Below are 16,377 nucleotides of genomic sequence, written 5' to 3'. Positions count from 1 at the left end.
TCAGGCAGTGTCCAAACTCGCTGTCACTCGGTTAGATGAGTGTGGACACCAGAACACCCCGCACACCCACGGGGGAACGCTCGTCGGGATTCGACGACGCTCCCGCGCTGAGCATGGTGAAGGTGCCGAGCGACCCGGCGCAGGTCATCGTCACTCACGCGAGCTTCCGCGTGCAGCTGGGCACCTCGACACGGCGCACCCAGTCCCCGCGGGTCGCCCGGCACGTGGGCGCCGCCGAGGACACCGCCCGCATGCCGCTCGCGGGCGCCGCGAGTGGGGCGGGCGCGGCGCGGCCACGGCGCCGCGCGGTCGTCTGGAGCGGCTGGTCCGCCCCCGACGACACCGGCGCCCACCGTCTGCTCCAGGCCGTTCGCGGCGGCAGCGTCCGCCACCCCGACGAGCCGACCGCCGACGCCGGAGCCACCCGGGTCATCCCGCGCGTCGAGGACCGCGGCCGCGGCGGCTACCCGCCCTATGAGGGCTACGACGAGCTCGAGCGCACGGTCGAGAACCCCGTCGTCGGCCCGCAGCGCACCGCCGAACCCACCGCCACCCCGCTCCTGCCCCCGATGCGCACCGTCGGCAGCGCCTACGACGAACCCGCCTTCACCGGCGAGGAGTTCGCCTACGACGGGCACGACGAGTACGACGAGCACGACGGATACCGCGAGGACGCCGGGCCGTCCGACCGCTACGACGACTACGACGACTACGACGAGTACGAGGACCCGGAGGAGGCGCCGGCCGGAGCGACGGGCAGGCGGCACGGCGACGACCCGTCCCGGCACGCCTACTACCCGGGCCGCCGGCTCAACCTCGGCGTCGTCCTGCTCCCGCTGCGCATCTTCCTCGGCTTCATCTCCGTCTACGCCGGCATGGGCAAGCTCTGCGACCCCGTCTACTTCGACGGCGGCGAGCGCGGCTCCATGGTGAAGTGGCTCAACACGCTGCACCCCTGGGAAGTCGCCGAGCCACTGCGGGAGTTCGCCCTCCAGCACCCCGTCGGCTCCGGGCTCGTGATCGCCTTCCTCCAGGTCGTGGTCGGTGTGCTCACCATCCTCGGCTGCTGGCAGCGGGTCGCCGCCGTCGTCGGCGCGCTGCTCTCCGCGGCACTCATCGTCACCGTCAGCTGGAAGACCGTCCCGGTCTACGACACCCCCGACATCATCCAACTCGCCGCCTGGTCCCCGCTGATCATCGCCGGCGCGCCCGTCTACTCCGTGGACGGCCGCCTCGCGGGCAGCGCCTGGCGGCGGCTCGGGCCGCGCTCCGACATCTGGGAGCTGCGCCGGTACGTCCTGCGCCGCGGAGCCCTCGTCACCGGCGTCGTCGTCGGCCTCACGCTGCTCCTCGGCTCGCTGCTCGGCGGCGCGGTCCGCGACTCCAGCCGCGTGGTCGTGCCCGGCCCCGGCGAGGCGCCGCGCAACAACCTGCCCGGCTCACCGCTCCCGGGAGAGCCGACGCACACCCCGTCCGTCTCCAGCACCCCGCGCGGCGGCACCTCGGCCGGGACCGGACCGTCCGGCGCCGCGACGACCCCGGGCGCGGCCCACTCGTCCGGCTCCTCCGCCGCCACCGGCGGCGCCCCCAGCCAGACGCAGGGCACCGTCGGGCAGGCCCCGCCGCAGCGGTCCGCGCCGGCCGGTCAGGCGCCGAGCACGACCTCCGGCCCGGCCTCCGGGGGCGCCACCACCGGCGGCCCGGGCGGCGGCACCGGCTCGTCCGGCGCCCCCGGCGACAACGCACCGTCCTCGGGCAACCCGGGGCTGGTGGGCGGCCTGTTGGGGTAGCCGGGCCGGTGGGCGGCATCCTGGCACCGCCCACCGGCTGACCCGACGCGACGAGGTCCCGCGCCCTTCACGGGTGCGGGACCTCGTCGTCGTACCGGACAGGGAGCGCTCAACGCCCCAGTGCCGCAAGCTCCTTGGCCGCCTCCGTCAGGTCCTTGGCGGTGTCGATGGCGCGCCAGTAGGCGCCCTGCGGGAGGGGGAAGCCGGACAGTCGGCGTTCGCGCGCCAGACGGGGGAACGTGGTCCGCTCGTGGTCGCCGCGCTCGGGGAGCAGGCCGGCGAAGTCCGGCGAGAAGACGTAGACGCCCGCGTTGACCTCGAAGGTCGACGGCGGGGCCTCGATGAAGTCCGTGATGTGGCCGAAGCCGTCCGTGCGGACGGCGCCCCAGGGCAGACGGGGGCGGGCCAGCGCGAGGGTGGCGACCGCGTCGCGCTCGGTGTGGAAGTCCGCCATGTCGCGCAGCGAGAAGCGGGTCCAGATGTCGCCGTTGGTGGCGTACCAGGGCTGGTCCGGGTCCGGGAGGTGCGCGGCGGCGTACTTCAGTCCGCCGCCGCGGCCGAGCGGCTCGTTCTCCACGACGGTGGTGACGGCGAGAGGCAGCTCGACCGAGTCCAGCCACTTCTGCAGGACCTCGGCGAGGTGGCCGCAGGAGACCACCACGTCCGTGACGCCCTCCTCGGCGAGCCAGAGCAACTGGTGGCCGATGATCGGAGTGCCCGTGCCGGGGATCTCGACCATCGGCTTGGGCCGGTCGTCGGTGTACGGGCGCAGCCGGGAGCCCTGGCCGCCGGCCAGGATCACGGCTTGAGTGGGGCGCGACGCGGCGTTCGGATGGGTCATGCCCGAACTGTACGTCGCGCCCCACTCGGGGCCTTCGACCGTGAGCGTGCCTCCGGTCAGCTGTGTGCGGCCAGCACTCCGGAGGCGAAGGAGGTGTCGCAGACGGGGCGCGCGTACGCCTGCGCGCGCGAGGCGCCGTACACGCGGACCGCCGCACGGCCGAGGGCGCGCGCGATGGAGCCGCAGTGCTTCGCCAGCGAGGGGTGGCCGTTCACGGCCTGCTGGAGGTGGGTGAGGGCGACGCCCGGGTTCCGCTCCTGGAGTTCGGCCAGCAGCTGGTCGCGCAGCACCGTCTGCGGGGCGCGCGAGGCGGCCCGGGAGGTGACGCCAGCCGGGGCGACGTCCGACGCGGTGAGCACCGAGTTCGAGGAATTCCCCGACCAGTTGACTCGGGTGACCGCGAGGGTCCCGGAGAGCACCAGGACGACGGGCAGGACGAGAGCGAGGGTGCGGCCGATCCGGCGGGCAGGGCCCCGGTGGCCGCGTCGCGTCTGAGGGGTGGTGGAGTGCTTCACGCCTGTGAGGGTAGCGCCCGGTAATGATATGGCGACATTTGGTCACCTGATCGGGGGATGGGGAAGTGGCTTTTTCTGGGTAAGGGGTTGACGCCCCGGGAGTGAAATGCCCTCGTTTGCCGGGGTATTTGTCGACAACGAAACGGGCCCCGCGGCAGCCCGCGAGGCCCGTTTCGTCAACCTGGGTGAATTACCCGGTATCGCCGATTCGGCTCCGGATCAGTCGGAGAGCCGCTCGCCGGTGGAGGTCGAGAACACGTGGATCTCGCCCGGACGCGGGACGACGTGCAGCTGGGCGCCCTTCTCCGGCACCTGACGCCCGTTCACGCGCACCACCAGGTCCCTGGTCTCACCGCCGACCTCGACGCTGCCGTACACGTATCCGTCGGCGCCGAGCTCCTCCACGACGTTGACGGATACCGCGAGACCGGCCGGGGCGTCCTCGGAGTCCTTCGACAGCGAGGCCGCGGCGCCGCCGCCGAGCTCGACCACGTCGAAGTGCTCGGGCCGGACGCCGACCGTCACCGTGCGGTCGCCCTTGTCCGAGGCGGCCGCCAGGGCCTCCCGGCTGACCGGGACGACACTGTTGCCGAACTTCACCCCGCCGTCGGTGATCGGCACCTCGACCAGGTTCATGGCGGGCGAGCCGATGAAGCCGGCGACGAAGAGGTTGGCCGGGCGGTCGTACATGTTGCGCGGCGAATCGATCTGCTGGAGCAGCCCGTCCTTGAGGACCGCCACGCGGTCGCCCATCGTCATGGCCTCGACCTGGTCGTGGGTGACGTAGACCGTGGTGATGCCGAGACGGCGCTGGAGCGAGGCGATCTGCGTACGCGTGGAGACGCGGAGCTTTGCGTCCAGGTTGGACAGCGGCTCGTCCATGAGGAACACCTGCGGCTCACGCACGATCGCGCGACCCATGGCGACCCGCTGACGCTGACCGCCGGACAGGGCCTTGGGCTTACGGTCCAGGTACTCGGTCAGGTCGAGGATCTTCGCGGCCTCCTCGACCTTCTGCCGGATCTCCGCCTTGTTGACACCGGCGATCTTGAGCGCGAAGCCCATGTTGTCGGCCACCGTCATGTGCGGGTAGAGCGCGTAGTTCTGGAACACCATCGCGATGTCCCGGTCCTTGGGCGGCAGGTGGGTCACGTCGCGGTCGCCGATGCGGATCGTGCCGCCATTGACGTCCTCGAGCCCCGCGAGCATCCGCAGCGAGGTGGACTTGCCGCAGCCGGACGGACCGACCAGGACGAGGAACTCCCCGTCCTCGATCTGAATGTCGAGCGCGTCGACGGCGGGCTTGTCGGACCCCGGGTAGATGCGGGTCGCCTTGTCGAACGAAACAGTGGCCATGCTGGATGGGCCCCCTTCTACCGGCAGGAACGTGCCGGACGATCCGTTGTAGGAAGGTGGTGGTGTAGTCCACGCGGGTGGACTGGGTCAGGACGGTACCTGGCGGGTCGGGGTCTGTCAGTACCTGGCGAGGGCGAACTTCGCCGGGATTTTCGACAGGCCGCGGGCCGCGCCTGGGTACACTGCACGAGCGTCCTGCGCACGCCTCCTTAGCTCAGCTGGTCAGAGCGCCGCTCTTGTAAAGCGAAGGTCGTCGGTTCGAATCCGACAGGGGGCTCTGAGCGAGACAGGCCACCCGCACCTCACCGGTACGGGTGGCCTTTTGCTGCGTGTGGTCCAGGTCACGCGCGTGGGGGCGCGTCCTCGTGTCACATCTGGGCGGTCCGATCCGTCACCCAGGTGTACCCGCCAGCAACGGCACCGAGGAGAGCACCATGGAACCCCGTCTGAACCTGTTCGGCAGCCCCCTCACCGGCAAGACCCTCAAGCACCTCGTCGCCGCCGGCAAGGCGGTCGACGAGTCGTCCCTGCCCGCCGCGACCGCGGAGCTGGTGAAACTTCGCGCCAGTCAGATCAACGGCTGCGGCTTCTGCACCGACATGCACAGCAAGGACGCCGTGCACGCCGGGGAGAGCTGGGAGCGCCTCAACCTCGTCGCCGCCTGGCGCGAGGCCACCGTGTTCACGGAGGCCGAGCGGGCCGCCCTGGAGCTCGCCGAGCAGGGCACCCGCATCGCCGACGCGGCCGGTGGCATCACCGACGAGGCCTGGACCAACGCCGCCAAGTACTACGACGAGGAGCAGCTGGAGGCCCTCGTGTGGACCATCGCGCTCATCAACGCCTTCAATCGTATGAACGTCATGGTCCAGCAGCCCGCCGGCTCCTACCAGCCCGGACAGTTCGGCTGACGGGGGCACTCCCCGTACGACGAAGGCCGCCCGTGTCCGGGCGGCCTTCGTCGTGAACGGGCGGGGAGTCACCCGGTCCGCAGCAGTGCCGTCAGCACCTTGCGCAGTGCCGCCTCCGGGTCCGGTACGGCGCCGGAGGCGCGCCAGGCCACGAAGCCGTCGGGGCGGACGAGGACCGCGCCGTCGGGGGTGATGCCGTGGACCTGCGCCCAGTCGGCCGAGGGCTGGTCCTCCGTGTAGGTGAGGTCGGCGTCGGGGCTGGGGCCGATGCGGTACGCGTCGAGGCGTACGCCGTCCCGCTCGGCGATGGTGCGGGCGGCGGCGTGCCAGCCGGCGTCGTCGGGCGCGTCGGTGAGCAGGACGAGGGAGCGCTCGTACAGGTCGAGGGTGGAGACGCGTTCGGTGCCGCGGCGCAGCCACATGTGGGGGGCGCGGCTGCCGGGCCGTCCGTCGAGGCCGAGGCCGTCGGGCACGACCGGCTGGTCGAGGTCGGCTCCGTCGGCTCCGATGACGGCGCCCTGGGGGTAGCGGTAGCCGAGGACGACGTTGAGGATGCCGCCGCGTCTGCCGCCGCCGACGCCGGGGGCGGGGGCGAAGCCGGGGTGGCTGTGTTCGACGGAGCGGGCGGAGGCGCGGGCGCTGGTGGCGACGGCGACGGGGCGGCGTTCGGTGTCGTAGGAGTGGAGGAGGTCCGGGCCGGCCCAGCCGTCGAGGACGGCGGCGAGCTTCCAGGCGAGGTTGTGGGCGTCCTGGATGCCGGTGTTGGAGCCGAACGCGCCGGTCGGGGACATCTCGTGCGCGGAGTCGCCGGCGAGGAAGACCCGTCCGTCGGCGTAGCGGTCGGCGACGCGTTCGGCGGCGCGCCAGGACGCCTTGCCGGTGATCTCGACGTCGAGGTCGGGGACGCCGACGGCCCGGCGGATGTGCCGGGCGAGGCGTTCCTCGGTGAACTCCTCCAGTGTCTCGCCGCGCTCCGGGTGCCAGGGGGCGTGGAAGACCCAGCGTTCCTCGTTGTCGACGGGGAGCAGTGCGCCGTCGGCCTCGGGGTCGGTGAGGTAGCAGCAGATGAAGCGGCGGTCGCCGACGGTCTCGGCGAGGAGTTTGGAGCGGAAGGTGGCGCTGACGTTGGCGAAGAGTTCGCCGGGGCCGCTCTGGCCGATGCCGAGGTGTTCGCGGACCGGGCTGCGGGGGCCGTCGGCGGCGACGAGGTAGTCGGCGCGGACGGTGTACCGCTCCTCCGTGACGCGGTCGCGTACGAGCGCGGTCACTCCTTCGTGGTCCTGTTCGAAGGATTCCATGTGGTGGGAGTAGCGCAGGTCGCCGCCGAGCCGGCGGGCGCCGTCGAGGAGGACGGGTTCGAGGTCGTTCTGGCTGCACAGGCACCAGGCCGTGGGGCTGAACCGGGCCAGTCCGCCGCCGGGGTCGATGTTCTTGAACAGCCATTCGCCGGCGTCGCCGACGAGGGTCGGTGTCTGGAGGATGCCGTGGTTGTCGGCGAGGAGTGAGGCGGCTTCCTTGATGTCCGGTTCGATGCCGGCCACCCGGAAGAGTTCCATGGTGCGGACGTTGTTGCCGCGTCCGCGTGGGTGGACGGAGGTGCCGGAGTGTCGCTCGACGAGCATGTGCCGCACACCGAGACGGCCCAGGAACAGGGACATGGACAGGCCCACGAGTGAGCCGCCCACGATGAGGACGGGAACCCGGTGGTCGGCTTTCTGATGCATCGAAGCCTCCAGTGGCAGGGGTGAGCGCGTGGGGCACCTGTGACCTTCCATGCCCGGCTGGGTCTTCCGGGACCGGCTCGGTGCGCCCAATCACCCCCGTGAGGGCCCAATCACCCACGTGGTTCATACGAGTCGCGGACTCCTGGGGACCGCCGCAGGATCAAGGAACGCTGACGTCGCGTCATTCGCGGCCGATGTCCGCCTCTGCCCCGTGAAGGAGTTGTTCGCAGGATGACCACTACCTCTGAGCGTGTTTCAGAATCGCAGACGCGACAGGTGTCGAAACGTGTCTCCCAGTCCGTGTTCGACGGGTCCCGGCTCCGGGTCGTCCTGCTGGTCGACGTCTACGACGGCGCCCAGCAGCAGTTCCTGGAGGCGTACGAGCGGCTGGGCAAGCAGGTGGCTTCGGTGCCCGGGCATGTGAGCGACCAGCTGTGCCAGTCGATCGAGAACCCTTCGCAGTGGCTGATCACCAGTGAGTGGGAGAGCGCCCCGCCGTTCCTCGCCTGGGTGAACAGCGAGGAGCACGTACGGATGGTGGAGCCGCTGCACAGCTGCGTCCGTGACACGCGTTCGCTGCGCTTCCACGTCGTGCGGGAGACGGGTGGCGAGGCCGCGGGCGCGCAGGCCGCTCAGCGCCGGCTCCAGTCCCAGCCGCGGATCGGTGACGGTGTGCTGCGGCACGCGCTGACGTTCACGGTCCGGCCCGGCAGTGAGCCGGAGGTCGCGAAGATCCTCGCGGACTACGCGTCGCCCGAGCCTCGTGTCGACGACACCACGCGGCTGTGCCGTACCTCGCTGTTCATGCACGGCAACCGGGTCGTGCGGGCGATCGAGGTGCGCGGCGACCTGCTGGCGGCTCTGCGGCACGTGGCCCGCCAGCCGGAGGTGCGGGCCGTCGAGGAGGCCATCAACCCGTACCTGGAGCAGGAGCGGGACCTGAACGACCAGGAGTCGGCACGGATGTTCTTCACCCGGGCGGCGCTGCCCGCGGTGCACCACGTGACGACGGACGAGCTCCAGGAGGGCGAGCGGCACGCGCTGTGCTACCCGGCCCGCCCCGGCCAGGGGATGCGCCTGGCGGAGTTGCTCGCCCAGCAGGACGAGGCGGCCGCCGAGGACCCGAGGAGCCCGGTCCTGCGCAGCACGATCTTCCAGCGCGACGACGTCGTCGTGCGGCTGGTCGACGTACGTGGCGACCTGGGGGCCGTCCCCGTCACGCCGGAGCTGACGGCCCTGCTGGACGGCGAGGCCGTGCGCATGGACCTCATCACCGACCGCCGTTCGCCGGACGCCTGATCCGGCGGCCCGCTCACCTGACGACGCAGCACATCAACGGAGGAACGTCGTGATCAAACCGCGTCCCAGAATCGTGAACCTCAGCGAGACCGAGCCCAACACCCGGCGCGGCGGCGATCTGCGCGCCATGCTCACCCCGGCCACGGTGGGTTCCACCAGCGGCTTCATGGGGCTGGCCCTGGTCCAGCCCGGCGACCGTATCGGCGAGCACTACCACCCGTACTCCGAGGAGTTCGTGTACGTCGTCTGCGGCGAGCTGGAGGTGGATCTCGACGGTGAGGCGCACGAGCTGCGGCCCGAGCAGGGGCTGATGATCCCCGCGTACGTCCGCCACCGCTTCCGCAACGTCGGGGACACCGAGGCCCGCCTGGTGTTCCATCTCGGACCGCTCGCGCCGCGCCCTCAGCTGGGGCACGTCGACACGGAGGAGACCGAGGTGATCGGTGCCGCGGCGGTGACCACGGAGGCCGAGAAGGACCAGGTGCCGTCATGAGCCGGCGGGTGGCGGTCACGGGCATAGGCATCGTCGCCCCGGGCGGCATCGGGACGGGAGCGTTCTGGGACCTGCTGGCGGCGGGTCGTACGGCGACCCGGGGGATCACGTTCTTCGATCCCTCGGGGCTGCGCTCCCGGATAGCCGCCGAGTGCGACTTCGACCCGGCGGCGTACGGGCTGGACGCGGAGCAGGTCGAGCGGGCGGACCGGTACATACAGTTCGCGCTGGTCGCCGGGGACGAGGCGGTCCGGGACTCGGGTCTCGACCTCGCCCGGGAGGACCCGTGGCGGGTCGGGGTCTCGCTGGGGACCGCGGTCGGCGGCACCACCCGTCTGGAGCACGACTACGTGCTGGTCAGTCACCAGGGCGAGCGCTGGGACGTGGATCACCGCGAGGCCGAGCCGCAGTTGCACCGGGCGTTCTCGCCCAGCACGCTGGCGTCCGCGGTGGCGGAGCGGTTCGGTGCGTGCGGTCCGGTGCAGACCGTCTCGACCGGTTGTACTTCCGGGCTCGACGCGGTCGGGTACGCCTTCCACACCGTCGAGGAGGGCCGGGCCGACGTCTGTATAGCCGGCGCGTCGGACTCGCCGATCTCTCCGATCACCATGGCCTGTTTCGACGCGATCAAGGCGACGTCCCCGAACAACGACGACCCCGCGCACGCCTCCCGGCCCTTCGACAACGACCGTGACGGCTTCGTCATGGGTGAGGGCGGAGCGGTGCTCGTCCTGGAGGAGCTGGAGCACGCCCGGGCCCGCGGCGCCCATGTGTACTGCGAGCTCAGCGGCTACGCCACCTATGGCAACGCCTACCACATGACCGGACTGACCAGTGAGGGCCTGGAGATGGCGCGGGCCATCGAGTACGCCCTCGGCCACGCCCGGCTCGACGGCAGTGCCATCGACTACGTCAACGCCCACGGCTCCGGCACCCGGCAGAACGACCGTCACGAGACGGCCGCCGTCAAGCGGGCCCTGGGGCATCACGCGTACGACATCCCCATGAGCTCCATCAAGTCGATGGTGGGGCACTCCCTCGGCGCGATCGGTGCCATCGAGGTGGTGGCCTGTGTGCTGGCCCTCGCCCACCAGGTCGTACCGCCGACCGCCAACTACGAGACCCCCGACCCCGAGTGCGACCTGGACTACGTCCCGCGTGCCGCCCGCGAGCGCAGGCTGAACAGCGTGCTCTCGGTGGGCAGCGGCTTCGGCGGTTTCCAGTCCGCCGTGATCCTGACCCGGCCAAGGGAATAGGGAGAGGACACATGAGCGCAGCACCCCACGAACGGCGCGCGGCCCTTACCGGCATCGGTGTGGTCGCACCCAACGGAACCACCACCGACACCTTCTGGAAGGCCACCCAGGAGGGGCTCAGCGTCCTCGACCGGATCACCCGCGAGGGCTGTGAGCACCTGCCGCTGAAGGTGGCCGGCGAGGTCCGTTCCTTCGATCCGGCGGCGGCGGTCGAGGAGCGCTACCTCGTCCAGACCGACCGGTTCACGCACTACGCGATGGCCGCGGCCGACCTCGCGCTGGACGACGCCCGGCTCGGTCAGGCCGACGTGGAGGGCGATCCGTTCTCCATCGGCGTGGTCACCGCGGCCGGTTCCGGAGGCGGCGAGTTCGGGCAGCGGGAGCTGCAGCGGCTGTGGGGCAAGGGCAGCCGGTACGTCGGCCCGTACCAGTCCATCGCCTGGTTCTACGCCGCCTCCACCGGCCAGATCTCCATCCGGCGCGGGCTGAAGGGCCCCTGCTCGGTGGTCGCGGCGGACGAGGCCGGCGGTCTCGACGCCCTGGCGCACGCCGCCCGGGCCGTGCATCGCGGTACGGGCGTCATCGTCGCGGGCTCGACCGAGGCGCCGCTGGCCCCGTACTCGATGGTCTGCCAGCTCGGCTACCAGGAGCTGAGCCGCGAGGCCGACCCGGAGCGGGCGTACCGTCCCTTCACCTCGGCGGCCTGCGGTTTCGTGCCTGCCGAGGGCGGGGCCATGGTGGTCGTCGAGGCCGAGGAGGCGGCCCGGGAGCGGGGCGCGCCGGTGCGGGCCGTGATCGCGGGACACGCGGCCACCTTCACCGGGGCCTCCCGGTGGGAGGCCTCGCGTGCGGGACTGGCCCGGGCGATCCAGGGGGCTCTCGACGAGGCCGGCTGCGCCCCCGAGGACATCGACGTCGTCTTCGCCGACGCCCTGGGCGTGCCGGAGGCGGACCGTGCCGAGGCGCTGGCGATCGCCGACGCGTTCGGCGCGCACGGCAGGCGGGTGCCGGTCACGGCCCCGAAGACCGGGATCGGCCGGGGCTACTGCGCGGCGCCCGTGCTGGACGTCGCCGCGGCGGTCCTCGCGATGGAGCACGGCCTGATTCCCCCCACCCCCAACGTCTTCGACATCTGCCACGACCTCGACCTCGTGACCGGCCGCGCCCGCGCCGCCGAGACGCGGACCGCGCTGGTCCTCAGCCGGGGCCTCATGGGGTCGAACTCGGCGCTCGTGCTGCGGCACGCAGCGGCGTAGGCGCACGAACCGGACCCGGAAGCGGAACCGGACCCGGAAGCGGAACCGGAGCAAAGGAGAAAACGGGATGAGTGCCCAGATCACCGTGGAAGAGCTGGCCGGCCTCATGAAGAAGGCCGCCGGGATCACCGTCGCCCCCGAGGAGCTGGAGCAGCGGACCGACGTCGGCTTCGACGCCCTCGGCATCGACTCGCTCGGCCTGCTCGGCATCGTCGGCGAGCTGGAGAACCGGCACGGCACGCCGATGCCGCCGGACGCGGAGCGCTGCAAGACCCCCCGGCAGTTCCTCAACCTCGTCAACAGCACCCTCATGGCAGGAGCCTGATCATGGCAGGACACACACAGAACGAGATCACCGTCGCCGCGCCGCTGGACCTGGTCTGGGACATGACCAACGACCTGGAGAAGTGGCCGCAGCTGTTCACCGAGTACGCCTCGTGCGAGATCATCTCGCAGCAGGGCAACAAGACGAAGTTCCGGCTGACCATGTTCCCGGACGAGAACGGCACCGTCTGGAGCTGGGTCTCGGAGCGTGAGCCGGACCGCGACTCGCTCACCGTGAAGGCGCGCCGGGTCGAGACCGGTCCGTTCGCCTACATGAACATCCACTGGCGGTACGAGGAAGTGCCCGCCGGTACCCGGATGGTGTGGACGCAGGACTTCGAGATGAAGCCGGACGCCCCGGTCGACGACGACTGGATGACCGACAACATCAACCGGAACTCCAAGACCCAGATGGCGCTGATCCGGGACAAGATCGAGCAGGCCGCCGCCGGTCACCGGCCCGCGCCGGCGCTGGCCGACTGAGCCGGGCGGAGGAGGTCAGCCCGATGCACCAGGCCCTGATCGTCGCCCGTATGGCCCCCGGCTCGGCCCAGGACATCGCGAAGATCTTCGCGGAGTCCGACCGGGGAGAGCTGCCGCACCTCGTCGGGGTCACCCGGCGCAGCCTGTTTCAGTTCGGCGATGTGTACATGCACCTCGTCGAGTCCGAGCAGGACCCCGGCCCGGCCATCGCCAGGGTCACGGACCACCCCGAGTTCCGTGGCATCAGCGAGCGTCTGTCGGCGTACGTCAGCGCGTACGACCCCGAGACGTGGCGCTCCCCGAAGGACGCCATGGCGCAGCGCTTCTACCTCTGGGAGCGCGGCTGAGCACCGACGCGCGCCGCACATGCCACCGGTCGCCGTTCCCGTACTGCGGGTCCGGCGACCGGTGGCGTTCGGGGTGACTTCGCCTCACCCGTCGTTGCGCGTCACTGCGGTACGTGGCAGTCGAACGCGTGCAGGTAGGGGTTGACCGGGCGGATGTCGTCGACGACGAGTCCGGCGCCGGTCAGCCGGCTCACCATGGAGTCGGTGGTGTGTTTGGCGCCGCCGACGTTGAGGAGGAGCAGCAGGTCCATGGCGGTGCTGAAGCGCATGGACGGGGTGTCGTCGACGAGGTTCTCGATGACGACGACCCGGGTGCCCGGACCGCCTGCGGCGATGACGTTGCCCAGCAGCCGTGCCGTGCTCTCGTCGTCCCACTCCAGGATGTTCTTGATGACGTAGGCGTCGGCCTTGACCGGTACGGCGGCGCGGACGTCGCCGGGCACGATCCGGGCGCGGTCGGCGAGGTCGCCGCCCTCGCGCAGCCGCGGCAGGGCGTTCTCCACGACGCGGGGCAGGTCGAGCAGACTGCCGTGCATCCGCGGGTACTTGTCCAGCAGGCAGGCCACCACGTGCCCCTGGCCGCCGCCGAGGTCGGCGACCGAGGCGCAGCCGGACAGGTCGAGCAGGGCCGCGACGTCGCGCGCCGACTGCTCGCTGGAGGTGGTCATGGCCCGGTTGAAGACGTCGGCCGACTGAGGGGCGTCCTCGTTGAGGTACTCGAAGAACTCCTTGCCGTACAGGTCCTGGACGACGTTGCGGCCGGTGCGCACGGCCTCGTCCAGCCGGGGCCAGGCGTCCCAGGTCCAGGGCTCGGTGCACCACAGCGCGATGTCGCGCAGGCTGTGGGGGTCGTCCTCGCGCAGCAGCCGGGACATGTCGGTGTGGGTGAAGGTGCCGTCGCCCTCCTCGGCGAAGACGCCGTAGCAGGACAGGGCCCGCAGCAGCCGGCGCAGCGGCTTGGGCTCGGTCTTCACCGCGGCCGCGAGGTCCTCCGCGGCCATGGGGGCGTCCCCGAGGGCGTCGGCGACGCCGAGCCGGGCGGCGGCCCGGACGGCGGCGGCACATGCCGCGCCGAACACGAGCTCGCGCAGCCGCATGGACGGCGGTGGGGCAGTAGGTGCGGTCGTCATGTCCCGCCTTCCTTCCTGACGTTGGCCTTCTCGGTCCGCGTGCGGGTCAGCACAGTCCCGCGGGCTTGGAGGTGCGGCAGCTGTTGTGGGTGAACGTGTTGGCGCTCTTGGCCTTCTCGTTGTTCACGAGGTCGGCGGGGGCGTTGTCGCGCAGCACGTTGCCGGTGATCCTGTTCCGCTCGCTGGTGGCGCCCACCATGCTCTTGAACAGGACGATCCCGCCCGACAGCGGCGACTTGCCCGCGTTGCCGGTGACGAGGTTGCGGGTCACCAGGGTGTCCTCGGCGCCGGTCAGCACGATGCCGGAGCCCTGGATCGCGGGCAGCCGGGCGGTCTTCGGGCAGTACTTGTTGTTGCGGTCCATCCAGTTGTCGCGGACGGTCAGCGCGCCGGCCTTCGGCTTGTTCTCGTCGCCGACGACGAACACGGCGGCGCAGTTGCCGGTGAGGTAGTTGTCGTCGACGGTGAGCCCGCGCAGGCGCCGTACGGTGACGCCGGTCCGGTTGCCTTCCAGGCGGTTCTTCGCGACGAGGGTGCCCCGCGTGTCCTGGGCGCCCGCCTCCTCCGTGATGGTGTTGGCGAGGAAGATGCCCGCGTCACCGTTGTTCCGGGCGTGGTTGGACTTGATCACGCCCCGCACGGAGCGCTCCTGGGCGATGCCCCAGACCCCGTTCTTCGCGGCGGTCACGCCCCGCACGGTCATCCGGTCGGTGGCCATGCCGAACACGCCGGCGTGGCTGAACCCGGTGACCTTCAGATCGGCGACGGTGACGTCCTTGATGTCGCGCTTCTTGGTCCCGAGCACGCAGATGCCGTTGCCGTTCTTGGCGCAGCTGCCGGTGACCTTCTTGGTGCTCGGCTTGAGCACGGTGCGCGATCCCGCGCCGCGCAGGGTCAGCCCGGGGGTGGTCACCTTCACGCTCTCGCGGAAGGTGCCGGCCGCCAGGAGCACGGTGTCACCGGCCTTCGCCGCGTCCACCGCCTTCTGGATCGACTGCCCGGGACGGACGAGATGGGTGTGGTGGTGGGCGGCGACCGGCGGCGCGGCCCCCAGCCCCGCCCCGAGGACCACCGCGGTGCACGCGAGGTACGCGATATGGCATTTCGTCATATTCTGTACGCTACGGCCCGAAGGGCCGCGCACCGCCCGGATGGTCCGTTCGGTGGCGTGTCCCGGGAGTCCCGGGAGTCCCGGGCTTCCGGAGCAACGCGCACGCGCCGTGCCCGCCGCCCCGCCCCACCTTTCCTGTGAGGCGGCCAGTTCGCCGGGCACTTTGATCAGCTTTCCGACCATACTGGCGGATGTGAACGGGGTCATCCGAGGTGGCCGGCGCTTGCTCAGGGCCGCGGCCGGTTATGTGCGCAGCGCGCCGGGGACGTACGTCTGGCTGCTGATCCTCTTCGTCACGACCGTCGCCCTGCACCACATGTCGCCCGGGTTCGAGCGGGAGTTCCTGCGGCAGCGGTCGACCAACATCCACGAGCTGTCGCAGAACCCGGTGCGGGTGCTCATCACCAGCGCGATGTGGACGGACGGCGGGCGCTGGCTGCCGTACGCCGTGCTGTACAGCGTCTTCCATGCCCAGGCCGAGCGCTGGATGGGCACGGTGCGCTGGCTCGCGGTGTGCGCGGCCGCGCATGTGCTGGCCACGCTGATCAGCGAACTCGCGCTGCTGCTCGCGATCCAGGACGGGATGGCGCCGCCCTCGGCGGTCAACTCCCTCGACATCGGCGTGAGTTATGCGCTCGGTGGCGTGGTCGGGGTGCTCGCCTACCGGATCGCGGCGCCCTGGCGCTATCCGTATCTCGCCGTGGTGCTGGTGCTGTTCGGGCTGCCGCTCACCAGCGGGCCCACCTTCACCGACTTCGGGCACTTCATCTCGGTGCTGATCGGACTCGCCTGCCTGCCGCTGGTCCGCGGGCGGGGAAGAACCTGGGACCCGAGAGAGACACTGGCCGCGCTCAGGGGTTGACGTCCGCGCATGAGCAGCGCGGTGAGCGGGGTCGTCAACGGCGGCATCTCCAAGGTCCGCAAGTGGGAGCCCGAACCGCTGCGCTGGCTGGGCGTCCACGCCCTCTACGCCGCCTACCGCACCGCCGACCACCGCGAACACCTCCACCCGAGCGCGGAGCCCTCCCGGCTGGCGCGGATCGCGGACCGGGTGACGGGACGGCACTGAGACGGACGGCGGACGACAACCGAACTCGCGGGTCATGTGTCCCACCTGTGTGCGAACATCGCACCAACGTCCGTTGATCCAGGGGGATCCGTTGTCCGGCGACTCCAGTACGGCGGCGAGACCCGGGCGGCTCACCGCAGTCGCCGTACTCGTCTCGCTGCTCACCTCACTGACATCCCTGACCGGGGCCGCGCCGGCGCGCGCCGACGATCCGCCGTGTGCCCCGCTCGCCCTCGCGCCGTAGCTGGTACTCGTACCAGTGGTACGCGGACGGCAAGGCCATCCCCCGCGCCTCGAAGTCCGCGGTGGCGCTGACGACGGCCCAGAAGGGCAAGAAGATCACCGTGAAGGTGACCGCCCATCGCACCGGCTACAAGGAGGGCTTCGCGCTGAGCGCGCCGACCGGCGTGGTCGTCGCCTGATCCGGCCGGACACCGGGTGACAGGGGGAGGGGAGCCACTGGCTACCCTCCCCC

The 16,377-nt window shown here is 71.3% G+C and carries 17 protein-coding genes, 1 tRNA gene and 1 pseudogene; 13 read left to right on the top strand and 6 right to left on the bottom strand.

Going from position 1 to position 16,377, the window contains the following annotated elements; translation table 11 throughout:
• The first annotated feature begins 35 nt into the window (after positions 1–35).
• On the top strand, positions 36–1,790 hold the full coding sequence (locus QFZ74_RS14230; protein ID WP_307621195.1) for a DoxX family protein: 1,755 nt from the start codon (positions 36–38) through the stop codon (positions 1,788–1,790).
• A 109-nt stretch (positions 1,791–1,899) separates the two neighbouring features.
• Here the strand turns inward: QFZ74_RS14230 and QFZ74_RS14225 are convergent, their stop codons facing one another.
• The 3 genes from QFZ74_RS14225 to QFZ74_RS14215 all read right to left on the bottom strand — a co-directional run bounded on the left by QFZ74_RS14225 (position 1,900) and on the right by QFZ74_RS14215 (position 4,502).
• On the bottom strand, positions 1,900–2,631 hold the full coding sequence (locus QFZ74_RS14225) for a nucleotidyltransferase family protein (RefSeq protein WP_307621194.1): 732 nt from the start codon (positions 2,629–2,631) through the stop codon (positions 1,900–1,902).
• 56 nt (positions 2,632–2,687) lie between these two features.
• Positions 2,688–3,146 carry a hypothetical protein gene (locus tag QFZ74_RS14220; RefSeq protein WP_307621193.1) on the bottom strand — a complete coding sequence of 153 codons (459 nt, stop codon included), beginning with the start codon at positions 3,144–3,146 and terminating at the stop codon, positions 2,688–2,690.
• A gap of 219 nt (positions 3,147–3,365) precedes the next feature.
• Positions 3,366–4,502 carry an ABC transporter ATP-binding protein gene (locus QFZ74_RS14215; protein ID WP_307621192.1) on the bottom strand — a complete coding sequence of 379 codons (1,137 nt, stop codon included), beginning with the start codon at positions 4,500–4,502 and terminating at the stop codon, positions 3,366–3,368.
• A 203-nt stretch (positions 4,503–4,705) separates the two neighbouring features.
• On the opposite strand from QFZ74_RS14215, the gene QFZ74_RS14210 reads away from it, so the two are divergent.
• Both QFZ74_RS14210 and QFZ74_RS14205 read left to right on the top strand, forming a co-directional pair.
• Positions 4,706–4,779 (top strand) — tRNA-Thr (locus QFZ74_RS14210).
• Between the two features lie 157 nt (positions 4,780–4,936).
• Complete coding sequence (locus QFZ74_RS14205) at positions 4,937–5,410, top strand: carboxymuconolactone decarboxylase family protein (RefSeq protein WP_307621191.1); 474 nt, start codon at positions 4,937–4,939, stop codon at positions 5,408–5,410.
• A 68-nt stretch (positions 5,411–5,478) separates the two neighbouring features.
• Here QFZ74_RS14205 and QFZ74_RS14200 read toward each other — a convergent pair whose 3' ends face one another.
• The gene (locus QFZ74_RS14200) at positions 5,479–7,134 is read right to left on the bottom strand and encodes an FAD-dependent monooxygenase (RefSeq protein WP_307621190.1); all 1,656 of its coding nucleotides are present in this window, start codon (positions 7,132–7,134) and stop codon (positions 5,479–5,481) included.
• Positions 7,135–7,365: 231 nt separating this feature from the next.
• On the opposite strand from QFZ74_RS14200, the gene QFZ74_RS14195 reads away from it, so the two are divergent.
• From QFZ74_RS14195 to QFZ74_RS14165, 7 genes are all read left to right on the top strand, one after another.
• Complete coding sequence (locus tag QFZ74_RS14195) at positions 7,366–8,433, top strand: SchA/CurD-like domain-containing protein (RefSeq protein ID WP_307621189.1); 1,068 nt, start codon at positions 7,366–7,368, stop codon at positions 8,431–8,433.
• A gap of 49 nt (positions 8,434–8,482) precedes the next feature.
• Positions 8,483–8,926: a cupin domain-containing protein gene (locus tag QFZ74_RS14190; RefSeq protein WP_307621188.1), complete on the top strand. Its 444-nt coding sequence runs from the start codon at positions 8,483–8,485 to the stop codon at positions 8,924–8,926.
• The gene (locus tag QFZ74_RS14185) at positions 8,923–10,182 is read left to right on the top strand and encodes a beta-ketoacyl synthase (protein WP_307621187.1); all 1,260 of its coding nucleotides are present in this window, start codon (positions 8,923–8,925) and stop codon (positions 10,180–10,182) included. Before QFZ74_RS14190 ends, QFZ74_RS14185 begins: the two co-directional genes overlap by 4 nt.
• An 11-nt stretch (positions 10,183–10,193) precedes the next feature.
• A complete protein-coding gene (locus tag QFZ74_RS14180) occupies positions 10,194–11,438 on the top strand; it encodes a ketosynthase chain-length factor (RefSeq protein ID WP_307621186.1) in 1,245 nt (414 codons plus the stop codon).
• Between the two features lie 67 nt (positions 11,439–11,505).
• Positions 11,506–11,763 (top strand): acyl carrier protein, encoded by a 258-nt coding sequence (locus tag QFZ74_RS14175; protein ID WP_307621185.1) that lies wholly within the window; start codon positions 11,506–11,508, stop codon positions 11,761–11,763.
• A gap of 2 nt (positions 11,764–11,765) precedes the next feature.
• Entirely contained in the window at positions 11,766–12,245 is a 480-nt protein-coding gene (locus QFZ74_RS14170) for an SRPBCC family protein (RefSeq protein WP_307621184.1), read from the top strand.
• Positions 12,246–12,268: 23 nt separating this feature from the next.
• Positions 12,269–12,592 (top strand): TcmI family type II polyketide cyclase, encoded by a 324-nt coding sequence (locus QFZ74_RS14165; RefSeq protein WP_307621183.1) that lies wholly within the window; start codon positions 12,269–12,271, stop codon positions 12,590–12,592.
• Positions 12,593–12,693: 101 nt separating this feature from the next.
• Here the strand turns inward: QFZ74_RS14165 and QFZ74_RS14160 are convergent, their stop codons facing one another.
• On the bottom strand, positions 12,694–13,722 hold the full coding sequence (locus QFZ74_RS14160; RefSeq protein ID WP_307621182.1) for a methyltransferase: 1,029 nt from the start codon (positions 13,720–13,722) through the stop codon (positions 12,694–12,696).
• A gap of 46 nt (positions 13,723–13,768) precedes the next feature.
• The gene (locus tag QFZ74_RS14155) at positions 13,769–14,833 is read right to left on the bottom strand and encodes a nitrous oxide reductase family maturation protein NosD (RefSeq protein WP_307621181.1); all 1,065 of its coding nucleotides are present in this window, start codon (positions 14,831–14,833) and stop codon (positions 13,769–13,771) included.
• A gap of 223 nt (positions 14,834–15,056) precedes the next feature.
• On the opposite strand from QFZ74_RS14155, the gene QFZ74_RS14150 reads away from it, so the two are divergent.
• The 3 genes and pseudogenes from QFZ74_RS14150 to QFZ74_RS14140 all read left to right on the top strand — a co-directional run bounded on the left by QFZ74_RS14150 (position 15,057) and on the right by QFZ74_RS14140 (position 16,324).
• Positions 15,057–15,695, top strand: a complete 639-nt coding sequence (locus QFZ74_RS14150) for a rhomboid-like protein (RefSeq protein WP_307621180.1) — start codon at positions 15,057–15,059, stop codon at positions 15,693–15,695.
• A gap of 51 nt (positions 15,696–15,746) precedes the next feature.
• Positions 15,747–15,902, top strand: a pseudogene (locus tag QFZ74_RS14145) (FAD-dependent oxidoreductase); the annotation flags it as partial.
• 218 nt (positions 15,903–16,120) lie between these two features.
• Positions 16,121–16,324: a glycoside hydrolase Chb gene (locus tag QFZ74_RS14140; RefSeq protein ID WP_307621179.1), complete on the top strand. Its 204-nt coding sequence runs from the start codon at positions 16,121–16,123 to the stop codon at positions 16,322–16,324.
• The last annotated feature ends 53 nt before the right edge of the window (positions 16,325–16,377 follow it).

The organism is Streptomyces sp. V3I7 (assembly GCF_030817495.1).
Taxonomy (GTDB): domain Bacteria; phylum Actinomycetota; class Actinomycetes; order Streptomycetales; family Streptomycetaceae; genus Streptomyces.
The sequence above is the reverse complement of the archived record's forward strand: the minus strand, read 5'-3'. Positions and strand labels throughout refer to the sequence as shown.

Excerpts from the sequence above, each read along its gene's own strand:
- QFZ74_RS14230 (WP_307621195.1), top strand. The coding sequence starts at position 36 with ATGAGTGTGGACACCAGAACACCCCGCACACCCACGGGGGAACGCTCG.
- QFZ74_RS14225 (WP_307621194.1), bottom strand. The coding sequence starts at position 2,631 with ATGACCCATCCGAACGCCGCGTCGCGCCCCACTCAAGCCGTGATCCTG.
- QFZ74_RS14215 (WP_307621192.1), bottom strand. The coding sequence starts at position 4,502 with ATGGCCACTGTTTCGTTCGACAAGGCGACCCGCATCTACCCGGGGTCC.
- QFZ74_RS14205 (WP_307621191.1), top strand. The coding sequence starts at position 4,937 with ATGGAACCCCGTCTGAACCTGTTCGGCAGCCCCCTCACCGGCAAGACC.
- QFZ74_RS14200 (WP_307621190.1), bottom strand. The coding sequence starts at position 7,134 with ATGCATCAGAAAGCCGACCACCGGGTTCCCGTCCTCATCGTGGGCGGC.
- QFZ74_RS14195 (WP_307621189.1), top strand. The coding sequence starts at position 7,366 with ATGACCACTACCTCTGAGCGTGTTTCAGAATCGCAGACGCGACAGGTG.
- QFZ74_RS14185 (WP_307621187.1), top strand. The coding sequence starts at position 8,923 with ATGAGCCGGCGGGTGGCGGTCACGGGCATAGGCATCGTCGCCCCGGGC.
- QFZ74_RS14180 (WP_307621186.1), top strand. The coding sequence starts at position 10,194 with ATGAGCGCAGCACCCCACGAACGGCGCGCGGCCCTTACCGGCATCGGT.
- QFZ74_RS14175 (WP_307621185.1), top strand. The coding sequence starts at position 11,506 with ATGAGTGCCCAGATCACCGTGGAAGAGCTGGCCGGCCTCATGAAGAAG.
- QFZ74_RS14170 (WP_307621184.1), top strand. The coding sequence starts at position 11,766 with ATGGCAGGACACACACAGAACGAGATCACCGTCGCCGCGCCGCTGGAC.
- QFZ74_RS14165 (WP_307621183.1), top strand. The coding sequence starts at position 12,269 with ATGCACCAGGCCCTGATCGTCGCCCGTATGGCCCCCGGCTCGGCCCAG.
- QFZ74_RS14160 (WP_307621182.1), bottom strand. The coding sequence starts at position 13,722 with ATGACGACCGCACCTACTGCCCCACCGCCGTCCATGCGGCTGCGCGAG.
- QFZ74_RS14155 (WP_307621181.1), bottom strand. The coding sequence starts at position 14,833 with ATGACGAAATGCCATATCGCGTACCTCGCGTGCACCGCGGTGGTCCTC.